Source organism: Allobosea sp. NPDC055332 (assembly GCF_053645455.1).
This window is the reverse complement of the sequence record NZ_JBSHMO010000004.1, coordinates 715,766-740,342: the sequence shown is the minus strand read 5'-3', so window position 1 is coordinate 740,342 and position 24,577 is coordinate 715,766. Positions and strand designations below refer to the sequence as shown.

Below are 24,577 nucleotides of genomic sequence, written 5' to 3'. Positions count from 1 at the left end.
ACACCCGCAGCCGCGCGGAAACTCGCCTGCCGGCCGTACATGAGCAGATTTGGCTTAACCGCGGCTGAACGGCAAGCGTGAAGACGCGATGCGGTTAAGTGCTCGGCCGCCTGTTGCGGCTGGCTGTCACATCCATGTCGCTTTGCCGCCCTCGACGACCAGGATCTTGCCCTGCCAGATCTCGACCCGGGCGGCATCGGCTGTACCGACCGCGCCGATCAGCGCCAGCACCGCCCGCGCCACGCCGCCATGGCTCACCATCACCGTATCGGGTGCCAGTGTTTCCAGCACAGGCCGGATGCGCTCGGCCAGCATGCGGTAGCTCTCGCCGCCGGGCGGCACGAAGCCCCATTTGTCGCGCTCGCGGGCCTGGGCGAGCTCACGCTCGCTCTTGCGGATCTCGCGCCAGGTGAAGCCTTCCCAGTCGCCGAAGGTCAGCTCGCGCAGGCGCTCGTCGATGCGAAATTCCTGCGGAGGCAAGTCGAGCTCACGCCGCAGGATCGTCATCGTCTCGCGCGCCCGCTCCATCGGCGAGCAGAGATAGTCGACGGTCGCATAATCCGGTGTCAGCGCTTTCAGGCGGCGCGCGGCCTCCTCGGCCTGCATCCGGCCGAGCGCATTGAGCGGAATGTCTTTCCCGCCCTGCAATCGGCCCTCGCGATTCCAGTCGGTTTCGCCATGGCGGACAAGGAAGAGGCGACCTGGAATCGTCAAGGCAGTCATGCTCCGCCTCATGCACGCTGCAGGCCAGCACGTCAAAGCGGCGAAAGCGCCGCAGGGCGCCCCTCACTGCCTCGTGAGCTTTGTGGTGGCCGCGCCCCGAAGGCCTGTGTATGAGGCGGGCGCATGAACACCACGCTGACATTGCCGGATGGCCGCAGGCTTGACCTCGGTCCCAGGCCCCTGCTGATGGGCGTGGTCAACGTCACCCCGGATTCCTTTTCCGATGGCGGCCTGTTCGCCGACCCGGCCGTCGCGATCACCCACGGGCTGACGCTGGCGCGGCAAGGCGCTGATATCGTCGATGTCGGTGGCGAATCGACTCGGCCGGACCATGTCCGCCTCGATGCGGAAAGCGAGCTCGCCCGGGTCCTACCGGTGATTACCGGCATCGCCGCCCAAAGCGACATCCCGATCTCGATCGACACCTACAAGGCCGTGGTCGCCGACGCTGCGCTGACCGCCGGCGCCTCGATCGTCAACGATGTCTGGGGCGCGCAGCGCGACCCCGCCATCGTTGGCGTCGCCGCTCGCCATGGCGCGCCGATCATCCTGATGCACAACCGCGACGAGGTCGATCCCAACATCGACATCCTCGCCGACGTCCTGCACTTCCTCGAACGCTCGATCGCGATTGCGATCGGGGCCGGTGTGCCGCGCGGCCAGATCGTCGTCGATCCCGGCATCGGCCGCTTCGGCAAGACCGCCGAGCAGTCGCTGCTGTTGATGAGAGAGCTCCGCCGCCTCGGCGAACTCGGTTGCCCGGTCCTGCTCGGTGCTTCGCGCAAATCGGTCCTCGGCCACGTCATCGGCAAGGCAGTGCCGGCTGAGCGCGTCGCCGCCAGCATCGCCGCGCACCTTTACGGCGTCACCCAAGGCGCTGCCATCATCCGAGCCCATGACATCGACGAGCATGTCGATGCGCTGAAGATCTGGGCCGCGATCGGAGAAGCACGATGAGCGCGACCGGCCAGATCTTCATCGAGGCGCTCGACCTCTACGCCTATCATGGCCATTTCGCCGAGGAGGGCCGGCTCGGCCAGCGCTTCTCGATGGACCTCGTCCTCGACTGCGACCTGCGCGCCTCCGCGCTCAGCGACGACATCGCCGACACCGTCGACTATGGCGAGGTCGTCGGCCTGGTCACGCGCACCTTCTCGGCCAGGCGCTTCAAGCTGCTCGAGGCGGCGGCACGCGCGCTCGCGCAGGCGATCCTGACGGAATATCCGGCGGTGACCCGTGTCGCGGTCACCTTGCGCAAGCCGGCGCCGCCGATCCCGGGCCGCATGGAATCGGTCGGCATCAAGCTGGACTTCACGCGTGAAGGTTGAGGCGACGCTCGGCCTCGGCGGCAATCTCGGCGATCCCGTCGTCGCCTTCGCGGCGGCGCTGGCGCGGCTGCGCGATCATGCCGCCGCCGAGGTGACAGCCGTCTCTTCGGTCTGGCGCACCGCGCCCTGGGGCAAGCTCGACCAGCCGGAATTCCGCAATATGGCGGTGCTGATCGAGACCTCCCTCTCAGCGGAGGATTTACTGTCGCTCTGCCTGGAGATCGAGCGCGAGAGCGGCCGCGAACGGCGCGAGCGCTGGGGGCCGCGCACGCTGGACATCGACATCCTGACTTACGGCGGAGAGACGATCGAGCGGCCCGGCCTGCAGATCCCGCATCCGCGCATCGCCGAACGCGCCTTCGTGCTGGCGCCGCTCGCCGAGATCGCACCGGGGCTCATGATCGGCAGCAAGAACATTGTCGCGCTTCGGAAGGCTCTAAAGGGCGGCAGTGCAACCCGCGATCCTCTGGAAACCCAGCGCCTGACAGAGTTCTTGCGAGCGTAGATACATCGGAATCGGCACGGTCCGATTTCCGACAGGCCTCACGGCGCCCTTTGACGCTCGTCTACTACCTCGGCATGTCGCCGCTGCAGTACTCAGCCACCATCGACCAACAGCGATGGACTCGTACTCCGATTGCAAATGCAACCAATCCGAGCAAAGCTGCGTTCAACTATGCATGACGCAAGGCAAGAACCCCTGCAAAAACTAATAATATAGCTGGAGGGCTGAATGATGAAGCTTGACGCCGGAGCGCAGCCAAAATTAGCAAATAACTATAGCTTCCTGGAGGCCAAACTGAAGCCAAGTATCAATTTTACAATAAGCACTCAAGATAAAAATGGGAAAAAATCCCCATTCTCGCCGCTCGAAAAAACTTCGTCTGCCTTGGAATTCTTAAAAAAGATCTTCATAAACACAGTACTTCTAGGTTTTACTTTAGCATTATGTGTATACGCCTATTATGAGATTTACAACACGCAGACCTATATCGAGCCGATCTCGATACCGAAATCGCTATCGGACCTCGGCTATTCGAGCGAGGTGGCGTCTCAAAGATTATGGGTAGAAATCAAAAATATCCAGCAGGATACAGATTCACATAAGCAGGAACTCGATCTGGCCAAGAGCGCAGATAACACAGATATTAATATACCAGATACCGCGATCTCGATTAAAAAGACGATAAGGTATATCAAGTCTTCGTTAAATATCAAAGAAAATGTCATCAACGGTGAATTTATTTGTAAAACTGCAGAATGTAAGCTCAGTGGCCTGTCGCTCCGATTGCGGATTATCGGAAACGACATAAAATTCGTGACCATGCCAGCAATCGCTGAAGAAAATGTCGATAAATACTTCCATGACGCGGCGCTAAAAATCGTCGAAGTCATCGACCCATATAGAGCTGCACTATATCTTCAAGATCGTAATGCGGACAAGGCCCAAAGAATAGCGGCGAGGATGTCCGTAATTGGAAACGAAGACCAGAAATGGGGATTTTTGTTCCTAGGTAATTACAGCCTCAACATAGAGCAAGAGACAGGAAAGGCTTACGATTATTTTCAACGGGCGGCAAAAATTGATGATAAATTTGCTATGGCATATGTCAACATGGCTGTAGTTGACCTGAATAATAATCGGATAAACGAATCTCGCAACAATATTCTGAAAGCGCGGGCCCTCCTGCCAAATTCATCAACACCGCTGCGGGTTCTTGCAGAAATATCACGCAAGGAAAATGACTATAAGGCGGCAGAGGCTTACTATAAGCAGGCAATCGCCATGAACTCGCGGGACAATTCAGTTCTTTCGAGTTATGGAGCATTTCAATTCTTTCAGAAAGATAATCTGGAAGAAGCTCTCCGGGTCGCCTCAAGGTCTATTTCCGGGGTCAAGCCGCAAGCAGATAAAATCTACAGCTTATGCGTTCTTATAGAAAAAACAGATTGGGACATCAAAAGAGAAAGGTGCCGTGAAACATTCAAATCCAGTATCGAGCAATGGGCAGAAGACTCCAGTTATCAATATCAATATGCTCGATACCTGAGTTTTATCAAAGAAGGCGAGGAAGCGCTGAAGCACGCAATCGCCTTATACCAAAAAAATCCAGCCCGCATATATTTGGCGTGGTGGATCGCAGAGAAATCCCTCCAGAACGAGGACTACCAAGTCGCGTGCGATGGCTTCCGCTTCTATCTCCAGCATGGCCGCAAGGAGGGCACCAAGCAGAAGATCAGAGAATACATGGCGGATAGCCCGGGGCTCGCAGCGATCAAGTGCTCTGCCTGAAGGAAGTGCTCCCCGCCGGGCTCACTCGCCCTTGTCGAGCGAGATGTCCGGCGCGGTCGGCACCTTCATGCCAACGACATGGTAACCGGCGTCGACATGCATGATCTCGCCGGTGATGCCGCGCGACATGTCGGAGACAAGGAACACCGCGGTCTCGCCGACCTCCTCGATGGTGACGGTGCGGCGCAGCGGCGAGTTGTACTCGTTCCACTTCAGAATGTAGCGGAAATCGCCGATGCCCGAGGCGGCCAGCGTCTTGATCGGCCCGGCCGAGATCGCGTTGACGCGGATCTTCCGGGGGCCGAGATCGGCGGCGAGATATTGCACGCTCGATTCCAGCGCGGCCTTGGCGACGCCCATGACGTTGTAGTGCGGCATCCACTTCTCGGCGCCGTAATAGGTCAGCGTCAGCAGCGAGCCGCCATCCGGCATCAGCTTCTCGGCGCGTTGGGTGATCGCCGTGAAGGAATAGCAGGAGATCAGCAGCGACTTCGAGAAATTGGCCTCGGTCGTGTCAACATAGCGGCCGGTCAGCTCGTCCTTGTCGGAGAAGGCGATGCAGTGGACGACGAAGTCGAGCTTGCCCCAGAGCTTCTCGATCTCGGCGAAGACCGCGTCGATCGTCGCCCCGTCGGTGACGTCGCAATGGCCGACGACATGGCCGCCGAGCTGCTGCGCCAGCGGCTCGACCCGCTTCTTCAACGCATCGCCCTGATAGGTGAAGGCGAGCTCGGCGCCGGCATCCGCAGCAGCCTTGGCGATGCCCCAGGCGATCGAGCGGTTGTTGGCGACGCCCATGACGAGACCGCGCTTGCCCCGCAGGAGGTTGGCGGTCGGGGCGGCGCTGCTGGATTCAGGCATCTGAGACCTTCGAACTGGACGAACCGGCAAAAAAGAACCGGACGGTCTCATAACTGAGGTGGCGAAGCGGTGGAAGCGCCGTCTGCCGAAATCCTGTTCAGCCGGCCCGCGCCTTCATCAATGCGGTCAGCTCGGCATCCTCCGCCGGCATCTCGATATCGATCGAGACGAAGAGGTCGCCGTGCTCGCCCTTCTTCGCGCCGGGCAGCCCCTTGCCGCGCAGGCGGAACTGGCGCGCCGTGCCGGTCAGCGGCGGCACGTTCATCTCGACGGCACCTGACAGCGTCGGCACATGGATCGGCCCGCCCAGCACCGCCGTCGCCAGCGGCACCGCGACGCGTGCGCGCAGGTTGATGCCGTCGATGGTGAAACGCGAATCGGGCCTCACCTTGATCGTCATCAGCACGTCGCCGATCTCACCGGTGAGCGGATGGGTCTGGCCGAGGCCGCGCAGGCGCATGACCTTGCCGTCGGCGACGCCCTCGGGGATCGTCACCTCGACCTCGCGCCCACCGGGCAGCTTCACCCGGCGCGTGCCACCATTGACCGCCTCGGCAAGGTTGACCTCAAGCGTGAAGCTTTGCTCCGGCGGCTTCTGGGGCTGGCTCTGCCGGCCACGCCCGCCGCCGCGTCTGGCCGCCTCGCCGAAGAGCGAGCCGAAGATGTCGGCGGGATCGAAACCCGGATCCCCGCCGCGGCCGAAGGGTGCGCCGCCACCGTCGAAGTTGAACTCGAAGCCGCCATGCTGCGCGCCCCGGCGCCCGGCGCCCATGCCCTCGAAACCGGAAAAGCGTGGCTTGCCTTCGGCGTCGATCTCGCCACGGTCGAACTGCTTGCGCTTGTCGGTGTCGCCGAGGACCTCATAGGCGGTGTTCAGTTCGGCGAAGCGCTCCTGCGCCTTCGGGTCGCCCTGATTACGGTCGGGGTGCAGGTCCTTGGCGCGGCGGCGATAAGCCTTCTTGATTTCGGCTTCGTCAGCCGATTTCGCCACGCCCAGAACCTGATACGGATCACGCATTCAAAGACACCCCGGAGATTTCGTATTCCGGCCTACCGGAACCGCCTCCTAGATGGGAAGACTGTGGCGCAGTTGCAACAGGCCTAAGCCGCGCCTTTCCACGGCTTTGCGTCCTTGACGACCCACTCGCCACCAGAGGGTCGGCAGGCGGTGCCCTGCAGCTTCACCGGGCCGGTCTGCTGGCTCATCGAGGCCAGGAAGGCCCTGCAGATCTCGTCCGATTTCAGGAATGGTCCGCCAACCGGCGTGAAGGTGCCCTTCATGCCGCTCTGGGCGTTGTCCCAGGAGACCGGCGCACCATTGCCCTGCGGGTCGAGCGCCAGCGCCAGCGCACCATCCGCCCGGCGCCAGTCCTCGGGGCCGAGATCGGACGCCAGCGCGACGAGCGGGCTCTTGCCCTCGACAGCACGCGCCGGCAGCACCGAGGCCGTGGTCATCGCGACCTCGTCCTCGGCCTTGCTCGAGAGGCCCATGATCGGAAAGGAGATCGAGCAGCCCGCCGTGGCCAGCCCCAGCAGAAGCACGCCGGCGAGCGATGCCCCGCATGCAAGGGGACTGCGCTCACGCGGCCTCTGGCTCCGCTGCGCGCGGGGCTTATATATGACTGCCAATTCAAACCGCATTACGGATCGCGCTCGCCCAACGCTTCCCAAAAACCTTCGAGGATTAAGCACGTGAATGCGTTAATGAGCGGTGACTTCACCGAAGCGAGCGAGCCCTTCGCCCTGTTCGAAAGCTGGCTGGAGGAGGCCAAGGCCTCCGAGCCGAACGACCCGAACGGCATGGCGCTGTCGACCGTCGACGCCGACGGCCTGCCCAATGTCCGCATGGTCCTCTTGAACGGCCGCAGCCCCGACGGCTTCGTCTTCTACACCAACACCCAGAGCCAGAAGGGCGAGGAACTCGCCGGCCAGCCCAAGGCGGCGGCGCTGTTCCATTGGAAGAGCCTGCGCCGGCAGGTCCGCATCCGCGGCCCGGTCAGCCGCGTCAGCGATGCTGAAGCGGACGCCTATTTCCAGTCGCGGCCGCGCGACAGCCGCATCGGCGCCTGGGCCTCGCAGCAGTCGCGGCCGCTCGAAAGCAGGTTTGCGCTGGAAAAAGCAGTGGCGAGCTATGCGCTGAAATTCGGCGTCGGCGAGGTGCCGCGCCCGCCGCACTGGACCGGCTTCCGCATTGCTCCGGTCTATATGGAATTCTGGCGCGACGGCGCCTTCCGCCTGCATGATCGCATCGTCTTCCGTCGCGCCGCCCCCGGCGAAGCCTGGACGAAAACCCGGCTCTACCCCTGAGGAAAGTCACAAGCACATGGCCATGCCGAAATTCGACTTTCCGAAGACGGAGCCGGGCAAGCGTCCGGTCATGCTGCTGACCGGTGCCAGTCGCGGCATCGGCCACGCCACGGTGATGCAGTTCGCCATGGCCGGCTGGCGCATCCTGTCCTGCTCGCGCCAAGCCTTCTCCGACAAATGCCCCTGGCCGTCGGGCGCCGACGACCATGTCCAGATCGATCTCGGCGACCCCGAGGACACGATGCGCGGCATCGCCGAGATCAAGAAGCGCCTCGCCGCCGAGGGCGGCAAGCTCAACGCGCTGGTCAACAATGCCGGCATCTCGCCGAAGGGGCCCAAGGGCGGTCGGCTCGGTGCGGCGACGACCTCGTTCAACGACTGGCACCAGGTCTTCCAGGTCAATTTCTTCGCGCCGATCATGCTGGCGCGTGGCCTGCTCGACGAACTGACTGCCGCCAAGGGCGCGATCGTCAACGTCACCTCGATCGCCGGCTCGCGCGTCCACCCCTTCGCCGGTGCCGCCTACGCGACCTCGAAGGCGGCGCTCGCCAGCCTGACGCGCGAGATGGCCGCCGATTTCGGGCCGCTCGGCGTCCGGGTGAACTCGATCTCGCCCGGCGAGATCGACACCGCCATCCTCTCGCCCGGCACCGAGAAGATCGTCGAGAAGCTGCCGCTGCTGCGGCTAGGCAAGACCGAGGAGGTCGCCAAGGCGATCTATTTCCTCTGCACCGACGCCTCAAGCTATGTCACCGGCGCCGAGCTCCACATCAATGGCGGGCAGCACGTGTGAGTGACGAGAGCGGCGGGCATGATGGCGGGCAGGTTATCCGCTTCCCCAACCCCGCCCGTGCGGCAGCACGCCCGGTGCTCGCCGCCTCGATCGCCGTCTTCCGTAACGGCAAGGTCCTGCTGGCGACGCGAACCAAGCCGCCGGCCGACCAGCTCTGGTCGCTGCCGGGCGGCAAGGTCGAGGCCGGCGAGAGCCTGGAGGACGCGGCTCTGCGCGAGCTGGAGGAAGAGGTCGGCGTCAGCGCCCGCATCCTCGGCTTCAACCGCCATGTCGAGATCGTCGGCCGCGACCCGAAGGGTGCGGTTACCCATCATTTCGTCATCGCCTCCTTCGTCGGGGAATGGCTCGCCGGCGAGCCGCAGCCGGGCCCCGAGGCCGGCGCGGTGATGTGGGCCGATCCGCTGAAGCTGGGCGGCCTGCCGACGACGCGCGAGCTCGGCGATGTCCTGCGCCGCGCCGCCGCCATCTTCGCGCGCGACCCTGGTGCATGACGAAGCGCGCGCTCGCAGCTCTCATTCTCGCCATGCTGGCGGCAAGCCCGCAGCTGCTGGCGCAAACGCGGCGGCCGACCCAGCCGCAGCAGCAACAGCAGCGCCCGGCCGAACCGGCGCCGGCCGAGCCCGAACCACAAGCGCCATCCTACGAACCGCAATTGCTGAAGCTCGCCGAGATCATCGGCTCGCTCTCCTATCTGCGCACGCTCTGCGAAACCCGCGAGGCGCAGGACTGGCGCGAGCGTATGGCGACATTGCTCGAATCGGAAGGGCGCTCGCCGCAACGGCGCGAGCGGCTGGCGAGCGCCTATAATCGCGGCTACCGCGCCTATTCGGCGACGCACCGCACCTGCAGCGACGGGACGCAGGAGGCCTCGGCCCGCCTCGCCCAGGAAGGCGAGAAGCTCGCCAAGACGCTGGCCAGCCGGTTCGGGGGCTAGCGCATCGAACCGAAGGCGGCTGCCGCTTTTCGGGACAATCCGGTGCCCCGACGACGCGCCGGATCGCCATTTCGCGTCCGAAAGGACGCAGCGCGATCTGGTTTCGGCACGGGCTTGCGCCATTCTTAGGCAGAATTGTCCCCCGTGAATTAACCTTTCTTAAAGACCGCGATGGCGCCCGCCGGCTGTGGACCGTATCCTTGGCAGGCAAATCACTGGAACGGTCGGGCTCGCGCCCGTCTCGTTCTGTCCGACGGGTTTCCTCTCGACGCCGGGTTCCGCCGCCTTCATGTCCGCTCTCTCAGACGACTTGCCGCTCGACCCGACCCTCGCCGAGGACATCAAGGACGCTCGCCGCGTCGCCTATTGCTATGTCGAGGACGCCTTCGCCGAGGCGCGCCAGGACGGGCTCGACTCCGACGCGCTCGCCCACGCCGCCCTGTTCGCGGCGATGCGCACGCTGGTCGAGACTTATGGCGAGGAAGCGACCGCGGTGTTCGCCGAAGCCCTGCCCGAGAAGATCCGTAACGGCAGCTTCACCACCGGCACGCGGCACTAGCTACTCGGCAGCAGCCGGAAGTCTGCCACCCCCGGAATGGGCCAGGCCCCATAGCGCCAGAGTATGCGCGGCGTCGTTGAGCGCCGCCCCGGCCGGCGTCAGCGAATACTCGACCCGCAGCACCGTTTCCTCGAAAGCTTCGCGCCGGACAACGCCGTCGCGCTCCATCTCGCGCAATTGCTCGTAAAGCACCTTCTCGCTGATCCCCGGCAGGCGCCGGCGCAATTCGCCGAAACGCAACGCCCGCTCATGCAGCTCCCACAGGATCGCCGATTTCCAGCGGCCGCCGATCACCGACAGCGCTTGGCCGAGACCGCATTCGTCCGGCAGATTGACCCTGACTGGCATAGTCCCTCGCTCGACCACTTACTTGCATGTAAGTAATTGAAATAAAAAATAAAACTGAGAAATCTCCTAAGGACGCCGCCGGCAGGACCGGCAGCGACCGACGCAGAACATGCGCGACGCCGCGCGGTTGAAGGCGAGCCTTCTATCGCAGCCAAGCTCGCGCCTTGTCAGGAGAGCAATCGATGAGTGCTACAGTTTCCGTCATCGGCCTCGGCCGCATGGGCTCAGCCCTTGCCCAGGCCTTCCTGAAGGCCGGCATCACGACCCATGTCTGGAACCGTTCGCCCGACAAGGCGTCGGCGCTCGCCGACCAGGGCGCCCGCGTCGCGCCATCGGTCCCTGCCGCCGCCGCGGCAGCCGACATCGTCGTCGTCTGCGTCAGCACCTATGCCGATTCGGACAGGCTGCTCCGGTCGCCCGAGGTTGCGGCCGCCCTGCGCGGCAAGCTGATCATCCAGGTTTCTTCCGGCTCGCCGAACCAGGCGCGAGAGCAGGCGCAGTGGGCGGCCGGCAATGGCACCAGCTATCTCGACGGGGCGATCATGGCGACGCCGAACTTCATCGGCGAGCCCGGCGGCACGATCCTCTATTCCGGACCTCGGACCCTGTTCGACGCGAACCGGCCCGTTCTCCTGGCGCTCGGCGGCAATCCGCAATTCGTCGGCGAGGATGTCGGCCACGCCTCGGCCCTCGACCTCTCCCTGCTCGGGCAGATGTGGGGCGCGCTCTTCGGTCAATTCCAGGCGGCCGCTATCTGTCAGGCCGAAGGCATCGCGCTCGACCTGTTCGAGGAGCACCGGCAGGCCTTCCATCCCGTCGTCGAGGGTGCAGTGGTCGATCTGGTCGCCCGTATCCGCGACCGCCGCTTTGCCGCCGATGCGCAGACCCTCGCCTCCCTCGACGTCCACTATGGCGCCTTCGGCCTGTTCCTGCAGCTCTGCGCCGAACGCGGCCTGCACGATCTCGTCCCCAGGGCTCAGGACAGCCTGTTCCGCAAGGCGATCGCCGCCGGCCATCGTCATGGCGATTTCGCCGCCATCGCACAATTCATGCGCTGAGGGCCGCTCTTGAGCTCGAACAACTCACACGCGCCGGACCTGCGGCGCACGGCCTGTTGCGGTTGCGGCAGCCTCAGGCTCACCGTCTCCGGTGAGCCGCGCCGCGTCTATCTCTGTGCCTGCAGCCAATGCCAGCGCGCCACCGGCTCGGCCTTCGCCTGGCGCGCCATCTTCCCGGAGAGCGCGATCATCGCGATCGAGGGCGAGCGTTCCGTCTGGCGGCGCAGCAGCGATGCCGGCCGCTGGAACGAGCAGGTCTTCTGCCCCGGTTGCGGCGGATTGGTCTTCATGCGTGCGGAAGCCCTGACGGGCGCGATCTCGGTCTCGGTCGGCAGCTTCGCCGACCCCGCTTTCCCGCCGCCCGCCGCGATCCACAACCGGGCGCACCGACCCGCTTGGTATTGCCTCGCCGACGATGTCGCAGGCGGCTGAACGACTGCGGTTTCAGCCAACGGCCTGGGCTTGCCGCGCCGCCTCCGCCCGGCCGAGCAACAGGTCGCGTTCGCGCCGGTTCCTGGTCATCCCGGCGGCGCGGATGAACTCGGCTTCCGCTTCGTCATGGCGGCCGAGCTTGCCCAGGAAATCGGCGCGCACGCTCGGCAGGAGATGGTAGTTCTTCAGCGCCGGCGCGGAAGCGAGCGCATCGACCAGCACCAGCCCGGCCGCCGGCCCCTCCGCCATCGAGACCGCCACCGCCCGGTTGAGCTCGATCACCGGCGACGGCGTCAGCGTGCCGAGCGCGCCATAAAGCGAGGCGATCCTGCGCCAGTCGGTCGCATCGGCGGTATGGGCGCGGGCATGGCAGGCCGCGAGCTCGGCCTGCAGGACGTAAGGACTGGGCGCCGCCGAAAGCCTGCGCGCGGTCTCCAGCGCCTTGAGGCCGTGATTGATCAGCAGCCGGTCCCAGCGCGCCCGGTTCTGGTCGAGCAGCAGCACCGGCGCGCCGTCCGGCCCGATCCGGGCGCGCAGGCGCGAGGCCTGCAATTCCATCAGCGCGACGAGACCGTGCACCTCCGGCTCCTGCGGCGCGAGGCCGGCAAGGATGCGCCCGAGCCGCATCGCCTCCTCGCACAAGGCCGGGCGCACCCAGTCCTCGCCGGCGGTCGCGGCATAGCCTTCGTTGAAGATCAGGTAGACCACCTCCAGCACCGAGGCGAGGCGGTTCGCCAGCTCGGGCCCGTGCGGCACCTCATAGGGCACCTTGGCCTCGGCCAGCGCCTTCTTCGCCCGGACCAGGCGCTGGGCCATGGTCGGCTCGGGCACCAGGAAGGCGCGGGCGATCTCCTCGGTGGTGAGGCCGCCGATCAGGCGCAATGTGAGCGCGAGGCGCGCCTCGACCGAAAGCACCGGATGGCAGGCGGTGAAGATCAGCCGCAGCAGGTCGTCGCCGAGTTCGTCGTCGAGCGCCTCCTCGATCCCGGCGGTCGGATCCGCCTCCTCGTCGAGGTCGCGGCCGATTTCCTCATGCTTGCGCTGCAGCATCCTGGCGCGCCGGAGCCCGTCGAGCGCGCGGTGCTTGGCGGCCTGCATCAGCCAGGCGCCGGGATTGCGCGGCACGCCCTCACCCGGCCATTGCTGGAGCGCGGCGACGAGCGCGTCCTGCGCCAGCTCCTCGGCCCGGCCGACGTCGCGGGTGACGCGGGCGAGGCCCGCGATCAACCTCGGGGCCTCGATCCTGAAGACCGTCTCGATCGCGCGGTGTGCATCGCTTGCCGTCATCGGCTGCGATACACACCATCAGCGATCGCCGCTGGCAAGCGGCTCAGCCGATCTCGCTCTTGAGGCGATCCCAGGTCGCCGCCGCTTCCGGCGAGACCATCTCGCCGAAATCGGCGATATCGACGACCGGGCGAATTTCGATCTCGGACGAGCCGGGCATCGGATTGGGGCAGCGCTTGACCCAGTCGATCGCCTCGTCGAGCGATTTGCACTCCCAGATCCAGTAACCCGCGACGAGCTCCTTGGTCTCGGCGAAGGGGCCGTCGACGACGGAGCGCCTCTCGCCGTCGAACTGGACGCGCGCGCCCTTCGCGCTCGGCTGCAGGCCGTCGCCGCCCTTCATGATGCCGGCTTTCACCAACTCCTCATTATAGGCCATCATCGCATCGACCAGTTCCCGGGTCGGCGGTGCACCGGCTTCGCTGTCCTTGGTCGCCTTGACCAGCACCATGAAACGCATCGGTCTTCTCCGTTTGATTGGAGCGGTGCAGGTCCTCGCCTGCCACCCTCCGGGTTGAATGGGATTTGAAGCCTTCGTTCGATCAGCCGGCGAGCTTCGCCGACTCGGCGCGCAGCCGTTCTTCCTGCTCGCGCAGCTCGGGCGTCAGCGCCTCACCGAAATCCTCCATCTCGAAGATCGGGCGCAGCTCGATCTCGGTGCCGCCGTCGAAGGGCGCGCGCTTGAGCCATTCGACCGCCTCGTCGAAGGAGCGGACCTGCCAGATCCAGAAGCCGGCGAGCAGTTCCTTGCTCTCGGCGAAGGGGCCGTCGAGAACCGTCCGCTGCGCGCCCTGGAACCGCATGCGCAGCCCCTTCGAGCTCGGATGGAGCCCGTCCATCGCCAGCATCACTCCGGCCTTCGCCAGCTCCTCGTTATAGGCGCCCATCCTGGTGAGCATGTCTTCGCTCGGCATCGCGCCGGCTTCGCTGTCCTTGCTGGCCTTGACCAGAACCATGACACGCATCGGTCTTCTCCGTTTGACCGGAACGGTGGAAGGCTCGCCTCGCACCGTCCGGATTGAATGGAATTCGAAACCTTCGTCCGCTCAGCCGGCGAGCTTCGCCGACTCCGCACGCACGCGCTCTTCCTGCTCGCGCAGCTCGGGCGTCAGCGCCTCGCCGAAATCCTCCATCTCGAAGATCGGACGCAGCTCGATCTCGGTGCCGCCGTCGAAAGGCGCGCGCTTCAGCCATTCGACCGCCTCGTCGAAGGAGCGGACCTGCCAGATCCAGAAGCCGGCGAGCAGCTCCTTGGTCTCAGCGAAGGGGCCGTCGAGAACCGTCCGCTGCGCGCCCGAGAAGCGCATGCGCAGTCCCTTCGAGCTGGGATGCAGCCCCTCGCCCGCCAGCATCACGCCGGCCTTCACCAGCTCCTCGTTATAGGCACCCATCTGGGTGAGCAGGGCCTCGCTCGGCATCACGCCGGCTTCGCTGTCCTTGTCGGCCTTGACCAGAACCATCACACGCATCGGTCTTCTCCTGTCTCTGGGGTTTGGTTTCGCTTCGGTATCGGGCGGGAGAATTCCCGCCCTCTGTCTTCACGTCGAACGAGGCAGGCCCCGATCGACAGGCTCCGGAAATTTTTTCAGCCCCTGGCCGCATATTTTTCGCGGCGGGCGATCTCGGCGGCGCTCGGCTCCGCGAACTCGAACGAACCGGTGGTGACTTCGCCCTCGCGGCGATAGGTCGCCATGATCACGCCGGTGCTGGAGACGCTGCTCTCGACCAGCTTGAACGCGGCGGGCATGGCGCCCGAACCGAACAGGCGCTTGCCCTTGCCGAGGACGACCGGGAAGGTCAGCAGCGTGATCTCGTCGATCAGGTCCTTGGCCAGCAGCGCCTGGATCAGTTCGCTCGAGCCCTGCAGCAGGAGCCTGCGCCCATCCTGGCGCTTCAGCGCCGCGACTTCGGCGGCCGGATCGCCATGCAGTGCGACGCTGTTCTGCCAGCTCAGCGTCTGCGGCTCGGAAGTCGCGACATATTTGGTGATGGCGTTGAACTTGACCGCGATCGGATCGTCGCCGGCATAGGGCCAGTGTGCCGCGAAGATGTCGTAGGTCCGGCGCCCGAGCAAAAGGTCGAACTCGTCGGACAGGGCCTTGTCCATCACCTTGCCCATCGCCTCGTCCCAGTAATGGAAGGTCCAGCCGCCATGGCTGAAGCCGCCCTGCGGATCCTCCTGCGGACCGCCCGGCGCCTGCATGATGCCGTCGAGGGACACGAAGGTGGCAGCAACGACTTGTCTCATGATCTTTCTCCCAATCGAAAAGGAGCGCGCTGGCTCCGTGAAGGCCGGAGCGCTACGGCCGGGCCATCCGCCCATTCCGTTGCTCCTTGCCTTCACGTCGAACGGCCGATCGCCGGATCGACAGCTCCTCGAAAAAATTTTTGCCGGGCCGGTCGCGTGGCGCATGGCACCCGTTTCCTGTCCCGGGCGCAGCATCGGTTGAGCCTTGAGCCAAAGCACCCTAACTATCGGGGCGAACGGCGCCCCGCGCCGAAACAGCGATCGCTGAAAGAGCTTCTGCCATGCCGGCAACCAGACTGGTCGACCGCGGCGTCATCCGCGTCAGCGGCGACGACGCCCGCGATTTCCTCGAGAACATCGTCACCAACGCGATGGAGACCGTCACAGCCGAACGCGCTGGCTATGGCGGGCTGCTGACACCGCAAGGCAAGATCATCGGCGATTTTCTGGTCGTCGCGGTCCCGGACGCCGAGGGCGGCGGCTTCCTGCTCGACACGCCACTGCTCCAGACCGCCGACCTGATGAAGAAGCTGAAGCTCTACAAGCTGCGCGCCAAGGTCACGCTCGACGATCTCAGTGAGACGACGGCGGTGATTGCCGCGACTGAGGGCGGCAAGCTGCCGGCCGATGCCGGGCTGGTCTACGCCGACCCGCGCCTGCCCGAACTCGGCGAGCGCGCCATCGTCGACCTCGATGGCGCCGGTGAGCTTGTGGACGCGTCGATGGAGGATTACCACGCCCGCCGCATCGGCCTCGGCATTCCCGATGGCGGGCGCGACTTTCTCTATGGTGACACCTTCCCGCATGAGGCGCTGTTCGACCAGCTCGGCGGCGTCTCCTTCAGGAAGGGTTGCTATATCGGCCAGGAGGTCGTCTCACGCATGCAGCATCGCGGCACCGCGCGCTCGCGTGTCGTGCCGGTCGTGTTCATCCAGGGGATCAACCCGGACGATGGCGTCGAGGCCAGCGCCGGCGGCAAACCGCTCGGCCGCGTCGGCTCCTGCGCCAACGGCCGCGGCCTTGCTCTGCTGCGGCTCGACCGGGTGGCGGACGCGCTCGCCGCCGGCCACAAGCTCGATGCCGGCGGCCTCGCCTTCTCGCTGGCGGAGAAGCCGTCCTTCATCCGCTTCCCCTATCCGGGCGAGCCAGAATTCGGAGCAGCCGCATGAGCGGGCGTGAGGCGGTCGAGGGGCCGGACGGCAAATATCGCTGCATCTGGCCGGGGAGCGACCCGCTCTATCTCGCCTATCACGACACCGAATGGGGCGTGCCGGAATATGATTCCCGCACGCTCTGGGAAAAGCTGATGCTCGACGGCTTCCAGGCCGGCCTGTCCTGGATCACCATCCTGCGCAAGCGCGACGCCTTCCGCGCCGGCTTTGCCGGTTTCGAGCCGGAAACGGTCGCCCGCTTCGGCGAGGCCGACATCCAGCGGCTGCTCGCGGATGCCGGCATCGTCCGCCATCGCGGCAAGATCGAGGGCACGATCCGCAATGCTCAGGCCTATCTCAGGCTGAGCGAGAAAGGCCCGTTCACCGATTTCCTCTGGAAGCATCTCGACGGGCGCGTGATCCAGAACAGCTTCCGCACCCATGAGCAGGTGCCGGCCGAGACTGCAGTCTCGAAAGCGATCTCGAAGGAACTCAAGGCTGCCGGCTTCACCTTCTGCGGCCCGACCATCGTCTATGCGGTGATGCAGGCCTGCGGCATGGTCAACGACCACCTCACCGGCTGCTTCCGCTGGCAGGAATGCGCCGCGCTCGCCCGCGACACGCGCCCCGCCGCCTGATGGCCAAGAATCTCTAATGACGAAGCCGCCTGCCCCACTCCGAGCCTGGCAGCGCATGCTCTCGGGCCGGCGGCTCGATCTGCTCGATCCCTCGCCGCTCGATGTCGAGATCGAGGACATCGCCCATGGCCTTGCCCGCGTCGCGCGCTGGAACGGCCAGACACGTGGCGTGCACTCCTTCTCGGTGGCGCAGCACTCGCTGCTGGTCGAGGCGATCGCCGGCCATCTCAATCCGGACTGGTCGCGCGACTGGCGCCTGATGGCGCTGCTGCACGATGCGCCCGAATACGTCATCGGCGACATGATTTCGCCATTCAAGGCGGTGATGGGCGACGCCTATAAGGGCGTCGAATTGCGCCTGCTGGCAGCGATCCATCTGCGCTTCGGTCTGCCGGCGGCGACGCCAGCGATCGTCAAGCGCAAGACCAAGGACGCCGACAAGATCTCGGCCTTCCTCGAGGCGACCGAGCTCGCCGGCTTCGAGCGCGAGGAAGCCTTACGCTTCTTCGGCCGCCCGCAGGCCCTGCCGCGCGAGGTGCTGGCGCTGCTGGAGCCGCAGGCGACGGAGCAGGCGCAAGAGGCGTTTCTGAAGCGGTTTAACGAACTCACCGCCGCCGGCTGAACGCTTCGCCAATTCGCTCCGGCGAGTCAGGCCGGGGCGATCTTCGAGAACCGGAGCGCAGCGGACATTGGTCCGTGAGCACCGGAAGCGCAGAAGATCGTCTCGGATGGCCGCCGGAGTAGAATTGGCGAGGCGTTCAGTAGCAGGACACGAATTCCCGATAGACCCACCCTACCACATGGTTACGCCCGCGCGGGCTGATCAGCGCCCAGGCCCGGCCGCGCTCGTCGGAGCTGGTGTTCATCACGCGGATACCGGCGCCATTGTTGACGCGGCCGATGATCTCGCCATTGGGCGTCTCGCGGATGTTGAGCGGCGTGCCGGTCGGGTCGGTGACGGCGCAGCGGTTCTGGGCGAAGGCCGGCGCAGCCAGCAGGCAGCTGGCGAACGCAGCGGTCAAAAGGCCGAGGCGAGTGGCGGTCATGAACAAGTCCCCTGATCGTCAACCGGCACGCCCCGCGCCGTGACACGCCTGTGCAATGGGGCGTTCAGGGCCGCTTTCGCCTCTGCCTATGATTGTTTCTATTTTGGATCAGATCATCTGACATTCTCTGCCATTCCCGATAAAATCCTATGAGCCCATACTGCGTCCATCTGATCGCAGCCCTGGGAGATGACAGCCATGACCGCCCCGACCAGCCTGACCCTTCCCGCCGGCGTCGTCGTTAAGGGCGCGCTCGCCGAGCGCTATGACGAGATCCTGAGCCATGATGCGCTCGCCTTCGTCGCCGACCTGCAGCGCCGCTTCAACGAGACCCGCAAGCGCCTGCTCGCTTTGCGCAAGGAGCGCCAGAAGCGCTTCGACGCCGGCGAGACCCCGGATTTCCTCGCGGAGACCAAGCACATCCGCGAGGGTGACTGGAAGGTCGCAGCCATCCCGGCCGATCTGCAGGACCGCCGCGTCGAGATCACCGGCCCGGTCGACCGCAAGATGATCGTCAACGCGCTGAATTCCGGCGCCAAGGTCTTCATGGCCGATTTCGAGGACGCCTCCTCGCCGGTCTGGGCCAACATGGTCGAAGGCCAGATCAATCTGAAAGACCGCTGGGCCGGCAGGATCGACTTCACCGATGCGACCTCGGGCAAGGCCTACAAGCTCAAGGACAAGCCCGCTGTCCTGATCATCCGCCCGCGCGGCTGGCACCTGCCGGAGCGCCATATCGAGATCGACGGCGAGATCGCCTCGGGCTCGCTGGTCGATTTCGGCCTCTATCTCTTCCACAACGCCAAGGCGGCACTGGCGCAGGGCTCGGGCCCCTATTTCTACCTGCCGAAGCTCGAGAGCCATCTCGAGGCCAGGCTCTGGAACGACGTCTTCGTCGCGGCCCAGACTGCGCTCGGCCTTAAAGTCGGCACGATCAAGGCGACCGTGCTGATCGAGACCCTGCCGGCCGCCTTCGAGATGGACGAGATCCTCTACGAATTGCGCGAGCACATGGCCGGCCTGAACTGCGGCCGCTGGGACTACATCTTCTCCTTCATCAAGAAGCTCGCCCGCAACAAGGCCTTCGTCCTGCCCGACCGCTCGCAGGTGGTGATGACCAAAGCCTTCCTGCGCGCCTATTCGCTGCTGCTGATCAAGACCTGCCATCGCCGCGGCGCCTTCGCCATGGGCGGCATGGCCGCGCAGATCCCGGTCAAGAACAACCCCGAGGCCAATGCCGCCGCCTTCGCCAAGGTCAAGGCCGACAAGGAGCGCGAGGCCGGCGACGGCCATGACGGCACCTGGGTCGCCCATCCCGACCTCGTCCCCGTCGCGATGGAGGTGTTCGACCGGCTGATGCCGCAGGCGAACCAGCTCGGCAAGCTGCGCGACGATGTGCAGGTGGGGCGCGAAAACTTGCTCGAAGTCCATCAGGGCACCCGCACCGAGGAGGGCTTCCGCGAGAATATCCGCGTCGGCGTGCAATATCTCGAAGCCTGGCTGCGCGGCCGCGGCGCGGTGCCGATCTACAACATGATGGAGGACGCCGCGACCGCCGAGATCAGCCGCGCCCAGATCTGGCAATTCGTCCAGTACGGCGCAGAGCTCGAAGGCGGCGCCAAGGTCGACGCCGAGCTGTTCAAGCGCTGCCTGCCCGAGGAGATGGCGCGGGTGAAAAGCGAGCTCGGCGCCGAGGCCTATGACAAGGGCCGCTTCCCCGAGGCGATCGACCTGTTCTCGAAGCTCTCGCTCGCCCCGGAGTTCGAGGAATTCCTGACCGTGCCGGCCTATAGCAAGCTCGGCTGATCCAATCGCCCGCGCCGCTCAAATGAGTGGCGCGGGTTTGGCATTGATGTCTTTCTGCGAAATCCGACTTGGTGTCGGCCTGCTTCGCTCAGGTGGAAGCCAGCTTTTTTCACCCCGATAAAGCCGGCTCCGCCCGCCGTCAGTGATTTCGACCGGCAGAGCTTTCGCCAACCTTCATCTGCAAAGCCGCCGCATCAACCGTCACTGCGCCGTGATGCCGACCTTCTTGATCAGCGCGCCCCAGCGCTCGGTTTCAGCCCGCACGAAGGCGTCGAGCTCCTCCGGCGTCGAATGCGTCAGCTCGATCGAACTCATGCGCTTGCCAACATCCGGCGAGGCCATGATGCGTTTCAGTTCGGCGTTGAGCTTGGCGATGATCGGCTTTGGTGTCCCCGCCGGCGCGAACAGGCCGTACCATTCGGTGACGACGACGTCGAAGCCCTGCTCAGCGAAGGTCGGCGTCTCCTTCATCGAGGGATAACGCTCAGCCGACGAGATCGCGAGCGCCTTCACTTGGCCGGCGCGGTATTGCTCATAGGCCTGGCCGACGGTGCCGAATTGCAGAGCGAGGTGACCGGCGATGAGATCGTTCAACGCCGGCGCGCCGCCGCGATAGAGCACATGCGTCATCGGGGCGCCCGATGCGATCTTGAACTGTTCGGCGGTCAAATGCGTCATGCTGCCGACGCCGGCGGAACCGAAATCGACGCCGCCCTGCTTGGCCTTCGCCAGCGCGACGAGTTCGGCCAGATTGTTCGCGGGCAGCGACGGCGTGGCGTAGAGCACCACCGGCGTGCGCGCGAGCATGGCGATGGGCGCGAAATCGCGCTGCGCGTCATAGGCGACCTTCGCATAGAGCGCCGGATTGGTGGTGAGGTTGCTCACCGTCATGAGCAGCGTGTAGCCGTCCGGCTCCGCCTTCGCCGCCGCGCCGGTGCCGACCATCGTGCTCGCGCCAGGCCGCGCCTCGACGATCACCTGCTGGCCCCATCGCTCCGACAGGCTGTGTGCCACCACCCGCGCCAGGGCATCGACCGAACCGCCGGCCGGAAACGGCACGATGATCTTGATCGGACGATCCGGATATGTCTCAGGCCCGGTTTGCGCGTCGACCGCGGGAGCCAGTGCTAACAGGAAAACACCCGCCAGCACAGACAGCCGCCTGCATGCGCGCCAAAGAAGCTGCCGCATCTCATCCTCCCAGAAGATCGCGGCCTGTTGCGCATCGCCGCGATTGCCGCTGACCATACCGCGCAATAAGCAGATATTACGAATCATAATTGCTTATAAAGCGGATACTGGCACTTAAATTTGCTCGAACAACACGATTATCTAGATTCAGCGGCGAGCGATGGGGCCTTCTTGCGCGGCCGCATTGGCCATGCGCCACGCTTTTGGGGGATCGCACGGCAAACGCGAAGCGTTGCATCGCTCATTCGGCCGCGTGACGATCTTGAGAAGGGCATGATCTAAACGGGTTGTGCCGAGCAACTCCGTTCTGGCGGGTCCGTTTTGGCTGGTCCGTTTTGGGTCGAGCGCAGACCTTGGCCTGCTTCATGGACCATCGCGTCGTCGGCCTTCTCGCGGAGACCTCTGCGGAGCGCGGTGGCCCCCATCATGAAATGCCCGGGCGCTATTGTCCTTAGGTACAATAGGCCGCGCGGTTCCGGCTTCTCAGAATGACGGAGGGAAACTCACAACGAGGAGCTCCAGCCGGCGATCCTGCACTTCCAACGGCTGAGCTGGAGCACGTTCATCGAGGGGATGCCATGCGCCTGGGCCCTGTATCCACGATCGCCTTTGCAGCCTGCTTCGCGTCCGCGGCCTACTCGGCCGATCTGCCGAGCCGCCAGGCTCCACCCGCCATCTACGCCCCAGCCTTCACCTGGGCAGGCTTCTATGTCGGCCTCAATGCGGGCGTCGCATGGGGAGATTCCCGCGATATCATCGTCACCGGCCCGACCCCGGCCTCGTCCGCTGTCCTGTCGGGCGGAGGCGGCGACGGTGTCTTCATCGGAGGCGCGCAGATCGGATACAACTGGCAATCGGGATCGATCGTCTATGGTCTCGAGGCGGATATCCAATACGTCGATGTGGGCGGCCGCGCGGCCTGGGGGCCTTACACCTGGTGGGGTGTTCGCGGCGAGGATGACGGCGGCTATTTCGGCACCGTCCGCGCTCGTCTCGGCTACGCGTTCGACCGCACCTTGATCTACATCACAGGCGGCCTCGCCTATGGCGGGCTGAACAGCAACCCGATTACCGGGAATACCACCAGCAACACCGGATGGACGATCGGTGGTGGCGTCGAGTACGCCTTCACCAACAACTGGACCGTCAGGATCGAGGGACTTTACGTCGATTTGGGTGAAAGCAGGCGGGCCAGCATCTTCGTCAATCCGCCAGGCGGCGCTCTGCCGGCGGGCACCTATACGGCTTCCACCAGCGGCGGTGGTGGCGCCGGCGTGCTTCGGGTTGGCGTTAACTACAAGTTCTGATCCAGCCGGAATTCGGTAGAACGTCGGTCGCCAACCCTCAAATGGGGGATGCTGCCGATCAGGTGGCGTCATAGCCTCTCTGCGATTGCGGGCCGCCTACCTGAACGGCGATCCTGCGTTGCAAGGGTCGTCGGCGATGACTCATACCGCAGCGTTGAAACCGGCTAGGCCTGGTGAAGACGGGGCCGCTTTCTCGCAGCCACCTGGCGCATTGTGCGAGATCAAGATCCGCGCCCAACTCCACAGGATCCTCGCCAGTCCAGATTTCGATGCATCGCCGCGGCACCGTCGATTCTTGAGTTACGTGGTCGAGCAGACGCTGGCCGGCAGATCCGACCAGCTTAAGGGCTATTCCATCGCAGTTGATGTCTTCGGTCGCGACGCGGCATTCGACGCGATGAACGATCCGGTCGTGCGCATCGAGGCAGGGCGCCTCCGGAGCGCTTTGGAGCGGTATTACCTGCTGGGCGGACGCGAGGACCCGATCCGGATCGATATTCCCAAGGGGGCCTATATACCCTCGCTACAATGGGTCGGTCGCGCCGCCCTGGTTGAGCCCGAGGCCACTCCCGAAGTGCCCGCTGATCCGGCCGGAGAGCCGCTCTCCTCGCCACTGTGGCGCTTCAAGGTTGCGAGCGTTCTGCTCATCGCGCTTGCGTTTTCGGTCGTGATCGTCCTGGCCATGCTGAAAGGCCCAACAGGCGCGCCCAAGAGGCTGACCGATCCAGAGGTTGCAGTTGAAGTTCTTGCTTTCGCGAACCTGTCCGGCCCAAGCGCGGTCCTCCACACGGCCGGCATCTCGGAAGAAGTGCTCACCCAGCTGGCCCGCTTCAGGGAATTGAAGGTCGTCGGGCGCCCAAGCGGCCGGCATGAGAGCCCCGAGTCGAGTGATGCCTTGGTGGGCTCGCGCTATTTGCTGACAGGCGGCGTGCGGGTTGTCCGCGACCAGCTACGGGTGTCGGCCAGGCTCGTCGATCAGCAAGCCGTGAGGATCGTTTGGAGCCAGATCTATGAACGAACGCTGAGAGGAGAAGGTAGCTTCCAGATCGAAGCCGATATCGCCGCGAAAGTGGCTTCAGCGGTGGCTGAGCCCTACGGCGCAATCTTCGCAGCGACCTCGCAAAGCCCCATGCTGCAGAGCTCGCGGGACGCAGAGGCGTATCTTTGCGCCCTGCGTTTCTATCACTATCGCAAGGTTCTGGGCCGGGTAGAACATGCCACGACGCGCGATTGTCTGGAAAAGACGACCGCAAAACACCAATCCTATTCGAGCGGGTGGGCCATGCTCGCATATCTGTACCTGGACGAAGATCGGTTTGGTCTGAACAGGCGCCAGCCATCGCCGGCTGCAACCGTGAGGGCTCGGCAGGCTGCCGAGCGTGCGGTCGAGCTCGATGGCACTAACGCCCGCGCGCTTCAGGCTCTCATGACGGTTCTGTTCTACAGCCAGCTGCCCGATGCGGCGCTCGAAATCGGTGCCAAAGCGCTGGCGCTCAATCCGAACGATACCGAGATATTGGCCGAGTACGGCAGTCGAATTGCGCTGGCGGGTGACTGGCAGCGTGGCGCAGCGATGATCGAAGACGCGCTGGGCAGAAATCCCGCGCAGACAGGCTATTATATCGGCCTGGTCGCCCATGCTTATTTCATGATGGGAAACGACCGGCTCGCCGTAAAATGGATCAGGCGATCGGATGCGCGGCAGCACTCGTTCTACCACTTTATCGCGGCGCTCATCTTCGCCCGGGCCGGGCTGGAAGACGATCGCGCCAAAGCCGTCGATCAGTTCCTGAAAATGCGCCCGCGCTTCTTCGACAACTTCGAGGCGGAGCTGGCGATGCGAAACTTCACTGCCGGTGATCGAGCTATCATGACGGAAGCTGCGCGGCGAGCGGGCTTTCCGGTTGGAGCAACCAACTGAACGATCGAGCATTCGGTCAAGGCAGGTGCCAGCCTGCGATGCGAGATCCGCAAGCAGTTGGAAGCCGACACCCAAAGCGCGCGCGGGGATAGACCTCAACCTTATCCCCGCGCTCCGAACCTCCCGTATAATGCCGTGCATCCCATCCCCGAGGGGCGGCCGACCGGAGGCATGTCGTTTGGCGGGGTGGTTGCGGCGCCTGCGGGCGAGGGTTGCGCCTCGCTCCCGGGAGGCTTCGGGAACCGACCTGGGGACACTACGATCCCTGCGCGAGGAGCTCGCTAGACCGCGCCGGCTCAGGCCGGCGTGACAGAAGCGCGGCCCGGAGTTTTCAAATCGCCGCCTG

29 protein-coding genes are annotated in these 24,577 nt (G+C 64.7%); 17 read left to right on the top strand and 12 right to left on the bottom strand.

Annotated elements, in window-relative coordinates; genetic code table 11:
- Positions 1-126 precede the first annotated feature (126 nt).
- Positions 127-723 (bottom strand): histidine phosphatase family protein, encoded by a 597-nt coding sequence (locus tag ACWIGM_RS25085; RefSeq protein ID WP_454028683.1) that lies wholly within the window; start codon positions 721-723, stop codon positions 127-129.
- A 123-nt stretch (positions 724-846) separates the two neighbouring features.
- Here ACWIGM_RS25085 and folP point away from each other — a divergent pair, with 123 nt between their 5' ends.
- From folP to ACWIGM_RS25065, 4 genes are all read left to right on the top strand, one after another.
- Positions 847-1,680: a dihydropteroate synthase gene (gene folP, locus ACWIGM_RS25080; protein ID WP_454028682.1), complete on the top strand. Its 834-nt coding sequence runs from the start codon at positions 847-849 to the stop codon at positions 1,678-1,680.
- Positions 1,677-2,051, top strand: coding sequence for a dihydroneopterin aldolase (gene folB / locus ACWIGM_RS25075; protein ID WP_454028681.1), 375 nt, complete (start codon positions 1,677-1,679; stop codon positions 2,049-2,051). Before folP ends, folB begins: the two co-directional genes overlap by 4 nt.
- Positions 2,041-2,556 (top strand): 2-amino-4-hydroxy-6-hydroxymethyldihydropteridine diphosphokinase, encoded by a 516-nt coding sequence (folK, locus tag ACWIGM_RS25070; RefSeq protein ID WP_454028680.1) that lies wholly within the window; start codon positions 2,041-2,043, stop codon positions 2,554-2,556. Before folB ends, folK begins: the two co-directional genes overlap by 11 nt.
- 228 nt (positions 2,557-2,784) lie before the next feature.
- Complete coding sequence (locus ACWIGM_RS25065) at positions 2,785-4,344, top strand: tetratricopeptide repeat protein (RefSeq protein WP_454028679.1); 1,560 nt, start codon at positions 2,785-2,787, stop codon at positions 4,342-4,344.
- A gap of 21 nt (positions 4,345-4,365) precedes the next feature.
- Here ACWIGM_RS25065 and fabI read toward each other — a convergent pair whose 3' ends face one another.
- The 3 genes from fabI to ACWIGM_RS25050 all read right to left on the bottom strand — a co-directional run bounded on the left by fabI (position 4,366) and on the right by ACWIGM_RS25050 (position 6,747).
- A complete protein-coding gene (gene fabI, locus ACWIGM_RS25060) occupies positions 4,366-5,205 on the bottom strand; it encodes an enoyl-ACP reductase FabI (protein WP_454028678.1) in 840 nt (279 codons plus the stop codon).
- Between the two features lie 97 nt (positions 5,206-5,302).
- The gene (locus ACWIGM_RS25055) at positions 5,303-6,223 is read right to left on the bottom strand and encodes a DnaJ C-terminal domain-containing protein (protein ID WP_454028677.1); all 921 of its coding nucleotides are present in this window, start codon (positions 6,221-6,223) and stop codon (positions 5,303-5,305) included.
- An 83-nt stretch (positions 6,224-6,306) separates the two neighbouring features.
- Positions 6,307-6,747: an RT0821/Lpp0805 family surface protein gene (locus ACWIGM_RS25050; RefSeq protein WP_454028676.1), complete on the bottom strand. Its 441-nt coding sequence runs from the start codon at positions 6,745-6,747 to the stop codon at positions 6,307-6,309.
- Positions 6,748-6,909: 162 nt separating this feature from the next.
- Between ACWIGM_RS25050 and pdxH the strand changes: the two genes are divergently transcribed.
- The 5 genes from pdxH (at position 6,910) to ACWIGM_RS25025 (ending at position 9,798) form a co-directional block, all read left to right on the top strand.
- Positions 6,910-7,512, top strand: coding sequence for a pyridoxamine 5'-phosphate oxidase (gene pdxH / locus ACWIGM_RS25045; RefSeq protein WP_454028675.1), 603 nt, complete (start codon positions 6,910-6,912; stop codon positions 7,510-7,512).
- Between the two features lie 70 nt (positions 7,513-7,582).
- Entirely contained in the window at positions 7,583-8,305 is a 723-nt protein-coding gene (locus tag ACWIGM_RS25040) for an SDR family NAD(P)-dependent oxidoreductase (protein WP_454028763.1), read from the top strand.
- Positions 8,302-8,796 (top strand): NUDIX hydrolase, encoded by a 495-nt coding sequence (locus tag ACWIGM_RS25035; protein WP_454028674.1) that lies wholly within the window; start codon positions 8,302-8,304, stop codon positions 8,794-8,796. Before ACWIGM_RS25040 ends, ACWIGM_RS25035 begins: the two co-directional genes overlap by 4 nt.
- Entirely contained in the window at positions 8,793-9,239 is a 447-nt protein-coding gene (locus ACWIGM_RS25030; protein ID WP_454028673.1) for a TIGR02301 family protein, read from the top strand. Before ACWIGM_RS25035 ends, ACWIGM_RS25030 begins: the two co-directional genes overlap by 4 nt.
- A gap of 289 nt (positions 9,240-9,528) precedes the next feature.
- The gene (locus ACWIGM_RS25025) at positions 9,529-9,798 is read left to right on the top strand and encodes a hypothetical protein (protein ID WP_454028672.1); all 270 of its coding nucleotides are present in this window, start codon (positions 9,529-9,531) and stop codon (positions 9,796-9,798) included.
- On the opposite strand, the gene ACWIGM_RS25020 is transcribed toward ACWIGM_RS25025, so the two are convergent.
- Positions 9,799-10,146, bottom strand: a complete 348-nt coding sequence (locus ACWIGM_RS25020) for a winged helix-turn-helix transcriptional regulator (RefSeq protein ID WP_454028671.1) — start codon at positions 10,144-10,146, stop codon at positions 9,799-9,801. It abuts the gene before it with no gap.
- Positions 10,147-10,310: 164 nt separating this feature from the next.
- Here ACWIGM_RS25020 and ACWIGM_RS25015 point away from each other — a divergent pair, with 164 nt between their 5' ends.
- Positions 10,311-11,204 carry an NAD(P)-dependent oxidoreductase gene (locus ACWIGM_RS25015; RefSeq protein WP_454028670.1) on the top strand — a complete coding sequence of 298 codons (894 nt, stop codon included), beginning with the start codon at positions 10,311-10,313 and terminating at the stop codon, positions 11,202-11,204.
- Positions 11,205-11,213: 9 nt separating this feature from the next.
- Positions 11,214-11,636: a GFA family protein gene (locus ACWIGM_RS25010; protein ID WP_454028669.1), complete on the top strand. Its 423-nt coding sequence runs from the start codon at positions 11,214-11,216 to the stop codon at positions 11,634-11,636.
- A 12-nt stretch (positions 11,637-11,648) separates the two neighbouring features.
- On the opposite strand, the gene ACWIGM_RS25005 is transcribed toward ACWIGM_RS25010, so the two are convergent.
- The 5 genes from ACWIGM_RS25005 to ACWIGM_RS24985 all read right to left on the bottom strand — a co-directional run bounded on the left by ACWIGM_RS25005 (position 11,649) and on the right by ACWIGM_RS24985 (position 15,171).
- A complete protein-coding gene (locus tag ACWIGM_RS25005) occupies positions 11,649-12,923 on the bottom strand; it encodes an RNA polymerase sigma factor (RefSeq protein WP_454028668.1) in 1,275 nt (424 codons plus the stop codon).
- A 43-nt stretch (positions 12,924-12,966) separates the two neighbouring features.
- A complete protein-coding gene (locus tag ACWIGM_RS25000) occupies positions 12,967-13,383 on the bottom strand; it encodes a YciI family protein (RefSeq protein ID WP_454028667.1) in 417 nt (138 codons plus the stop codon).
- 82 nt (positions 13,384-13,465) lie between these two features.
- Positions 13,466-13,888 carry a YciI family protein gene (locus ACWIGM_RS24995; protein ID WP_454028666.1) on the bottom strand — a complete coding sequence of 141 codons (423 nt, stop codon included), beginning with the start codon at positions 13,886-13,888 and terminating at the stop codon, positions 13,466-13,468.
- An 81-nt stretch (positions 13,889-13,969) separates the two neighbouring features.
- Positions 13,970-14,392, bottom strand: coding sequence for a YciI family protein (locus ACWIGM_RS24990; RefSeq protein ID WP_454028665.1), 423 nt, complete (start codon positions 14,390-14,392; stop codon positions 13,970-13,972).
- 116 nt (positions 14,393-14,508) lie between these two features.
- Positions 14,509-15,171, bottom strand: a complete 663-nt coding sequence (locus ACWIGM_RS24985; protein WP_454028664.1) for a dihydrofolate reductase family protein — start codon at positions 15,169-15,171, stop codon at positions 14,509-14,511.
- Positions 15,172-15,452: 281 nt separating this feature from the next.
- Between ACWIGM_RS24985 and ygfZ the strand changes: the two genes are divergently transcribed.
- Genes ygfZ through ACWIGM_RS24970 form a run of 3 tightly spaced genes read left to right on the top strand, consistent with a single transcriptional unit; the run spans position 15,453 to position 17,582 of the window.
- Entirely contained in the window at positions 15,453-16,340 is an 888-nt protein-coding gene (gene ygfZ / locus ACWIGM_RS24980; RefSeq protein ID WP_454028663.1) for a CAF17-like 4Fe-4S cluster assembly/insertion protein YgfZ, read from the top strand.
- The gene (locus ACWIGM_RS24975) at positions 16,337-16,960 is read left to right on the top strand and encodes a DNA-3-methyladenine glycosylase I (RefSeq protein ID WP_454028662.1); all 624 of its coding nucleotides are present in this window, start codon (positions 16,337-16,339) and stop codon (positions 16,958-16,960) included. Before ygfZ ends, ACWIGM_RS24975 begins: the two co-directional genes overlap by 4 nt.
- A 16-nt stretch (positions 16,961-16,976) precedes the next feature.
- Positions 16,977-17,582, top strand: coding sequence for a YfbR-like 5'-deoxynucleotidase (locus ACWIGM_RS24970; RefSeq protein ID WP_454028661.1), 606 nt, complete (start codon positions 16,977-16,979; stop codon positions 17,580-17,582).
- Between the two features lie 136 nt (positions 17,583-17,718).
- Here the strand turns inward: ACWIGM_RS24970 and ACWIGM_RS24965 are convergent, their stop codons facing one another.
- Positions 17,719-18,006 carry an SH3 domain-containing protein gene (locus tag ACWIGM_RS24965; protein ID WP_454028660.1) on the bottom strand — a complete coding sequence of 96 codons (288 nt, stop codon included), beginning with the start codon at positions 18,004-18,006 and terminating at the stop codon, positions 17,719-17,721.
- 198 nt (positions 18,007-18,204) lie between these two features.
- Here ACWIGM_RS24965 and aceB point away from each other — a divergent pair, with 198 nt between their 5' ends.
- Positions 18,205-19,812, top strand: a complete 1,608-nt coding sequence (aceB, locus tag ACWIGM_RS24960) for a malate synthase A (protein ID WP_454028659.1) — start codon at positions 18,205-18,207, stop codon at positions 19,810-19,812.
- Between the two features lie 201 nt (positions 19,813-20,013).
- On the opposite strand, the gene ACWIGM_RS24955 is transcribed toward aceB, so the two are convergent.
- Positions 20,014-20,871 (bottom strand): tripartite tricarboxylate transporter substrate binding protein, encoded by an 858-nt coding sequence (locus ACWIGM_RS24955; RefSeq protein WP_454028658.1) that lies wholly within the window; start codon positions 20,869-20,871, stop codon positions 20,014-20,016.
- 710 nt (positions 20,872-21,581) lie between these two features.
- On the opposite strand from ACWIGM_RS24955, the gene ACWIGM_RS24950 reads away from it, so the two are divergent.
- Together ACWIGM_RS24950 and ACWIGM_RS24945 are read left to right on the top strand one after the other, a co-directional pair.
- Positions 21,582-22,310, top strand: a complete 729-nt coding sequence (locus ACWIGM_RS24950; protein WP_454028657.1) for an outer membrane protein — start codon at positions 21,582-21,584, stop codon at positions 22,308-22,310.
- 136 nt (positions 22,311-22,446) lie between these two features.
- Positions 22,447-24,231: an adenylate cyclase gene (locus ACWIGM_RS24945; protein ID WP_454028656.1), complete on the top strand. Its 1,785-nt coding sequence runs from the start codon at positions 22,447-22,449 to the stop codon at positions 24,229-24,231.
- Positions 24,232-24,577: the final 346 nt, after the last annotated feature.

Excerpts from the sequence above, each read along its gene's own strand:
- ACWIGM_RS25085 (WP_454028683.1), bottom strand. The coding sequence starts at position 723 with ATGACTGCCTTGACGATTCCAGGTCGCCTCTTCCTTGTCCGCCATGGC.
- folP (WP_454028682.1), top strand. The coding sequence starts at position 847 with ATGAACACCACGCTGACATTGCCGGATGGCCGCAGGCTTGACCTCGGT.
- folB (WP_454028681.1), top strand. The coding sequence starts at position 1,677 with ATGAGCGCGACCGGCCAGATCTTCATCGAGGCGCTCGACCTCTACGCC.
- ACWIGM_RS25065 (WP_454028679.1), top strand. The coding sequence starts at position 2,785 with ATGATGAAGCTTGACGCCGGAGCGCAGCCAAAATTAGCAAATAACTAT.
- fabI (WP_454028678.1), bottom strand. The coding sequence starts at position 5,205 with ATGCCTGAATCCAGCAGCGCCGCCCCGACCGCCAACCTCCTGCGGGGC.
- ACWIGM_RS25055 (WP_454028677.1), bottom strand. The coding sequence starts at position 6,223 with ATGCGTGATCCGTATCAGGTTCTGGGCGTGGCGAAATCGGCTGACGAA.
- pdxH (WP_454028675.1), top strand. The coding sequence starts at position 6,910 with ATGAGCGGTGACTTCACCGAAGCGAGCGAGCCCTTCGCCCTGTTCGAA.
- ACWIGM_RS25040 (WP_454028763.1), top strand. The coding sequence starts at position 7,583 with ATGCTGCTGACCGGTGCCAGTCGCGGCATCGGCCACGCCACGGTGATG.
- ACWIGM_RS25030 (WP_454028673.1), top strand. The coding sequence starts at position 8,793 with ATGACGAAGCGCGCGCTCGCAGCTCTCATTCTCGCCATGCTGGCGGCA.
- ACWIGM_RS25025 (WP_454028672.1), top strand. The coding sequence starts at position 9,529 with ATGTCCGCTCTCTCAGACGACTTGCCGCTCGACCCGACCCTCGCCGAG.
- ACWIGM_RS25020 (WP_454028671.1), bottom strand. The coding sequence starts at position 10,146 with ATGCCAGTCAGGGTCAATCTGCCGGACGAATGCGGTCTCGGCCAAGCG.
- ACWIGM_RS25005 (WP_454028668.1), bottom strand. The coding sequence starts at position 12,923 with ATGACGGCAAGCGATGCACACCGCGCGATCGAGACGGTCTTCAGGATC.
- ACWIGM_RS25000 (WP_454028667.1), bottom strand. The coding sequence starts at position 13,383 with ATGCGTTTCATGGTGCTGGTCAAGGCGACCAAGGACAGCGAAGCCGGT.
- ACWIGM_RS24995 (WP_454028666.1), bottom strand. The coding sequence starts at position 13,888 with ATGCGTGTCATGGTTCTGGTCAAGGCCAGCAAGGACAGCGAAGCCGGC.
- ACWIGM_RS24990 (WP_454028665.1), bottom strand. The coding sequence starts at position 14,392 with ATGCGTGTGATGGTTCTGGTCAAGGCCGACAAGGACAGCGAAGCCGGC.
- ACWIGM_RS24985 (WP_454028664.1), bottom strand. The coding sequence starts at position 15,171 with ATGAGACAAGTCGTTGCTGCCACCTTCGTGTCCCTCGACGGCATCATG.
- ygfZ (WP_454028663.1), top strand. The coding sequence starts at position 15,453 with ATGCCGGCAACCAGACTGGTCGACCGCGGCGTCATCCGCGTCAGCGGC.
- ACWIGM_RS24975 (WP_454028662.1), top strand. The coding sequence starts at position 16,337 with ATGAGCGGGCGTGAGGCGGTCGAGGGGCCGGACGGCAAATATCGCTGC.
- ACWIGM_RS24970 (WP_454028661.1), top strand. The coding sequence starts at position 16,977 with ATGACGAAGCCGCCTGCCCCACTCCGAGCCTGGCAGCGCATGCTCTCG.
- ACWIGM_RS24965 (WP_454028660.1), bottom strand. The coding sequence starts at position 18,006 with ATGACCGCCACTCGCCTCGGCCTTTTGACCGCTGCGTTCGCCAGCTGC.
- aceB (WP_454028659.1), top strand. The coding sequence starts at position 18,205 with ATGACCGCCCCGACCAGCCTGACCCTTCCCGCCGGCGTCGTCGTTAAG.
- ACWIGM_RS24950 (WP_454028657.1), top strand. The coding sequence starts at position 21,582 with ATGCGCCTGGGCCCTGTATCCACGATCGCCTTTGCAGCCTGCTTCGCG.
- ACWIGM_RS24945 (WP_454028656.1), top strand. The coding sequence starts at position 22,447 with ATGACTCATACCGCAGCGTTGAAACCGGCTAGGCCTGGTGAAGACGGG.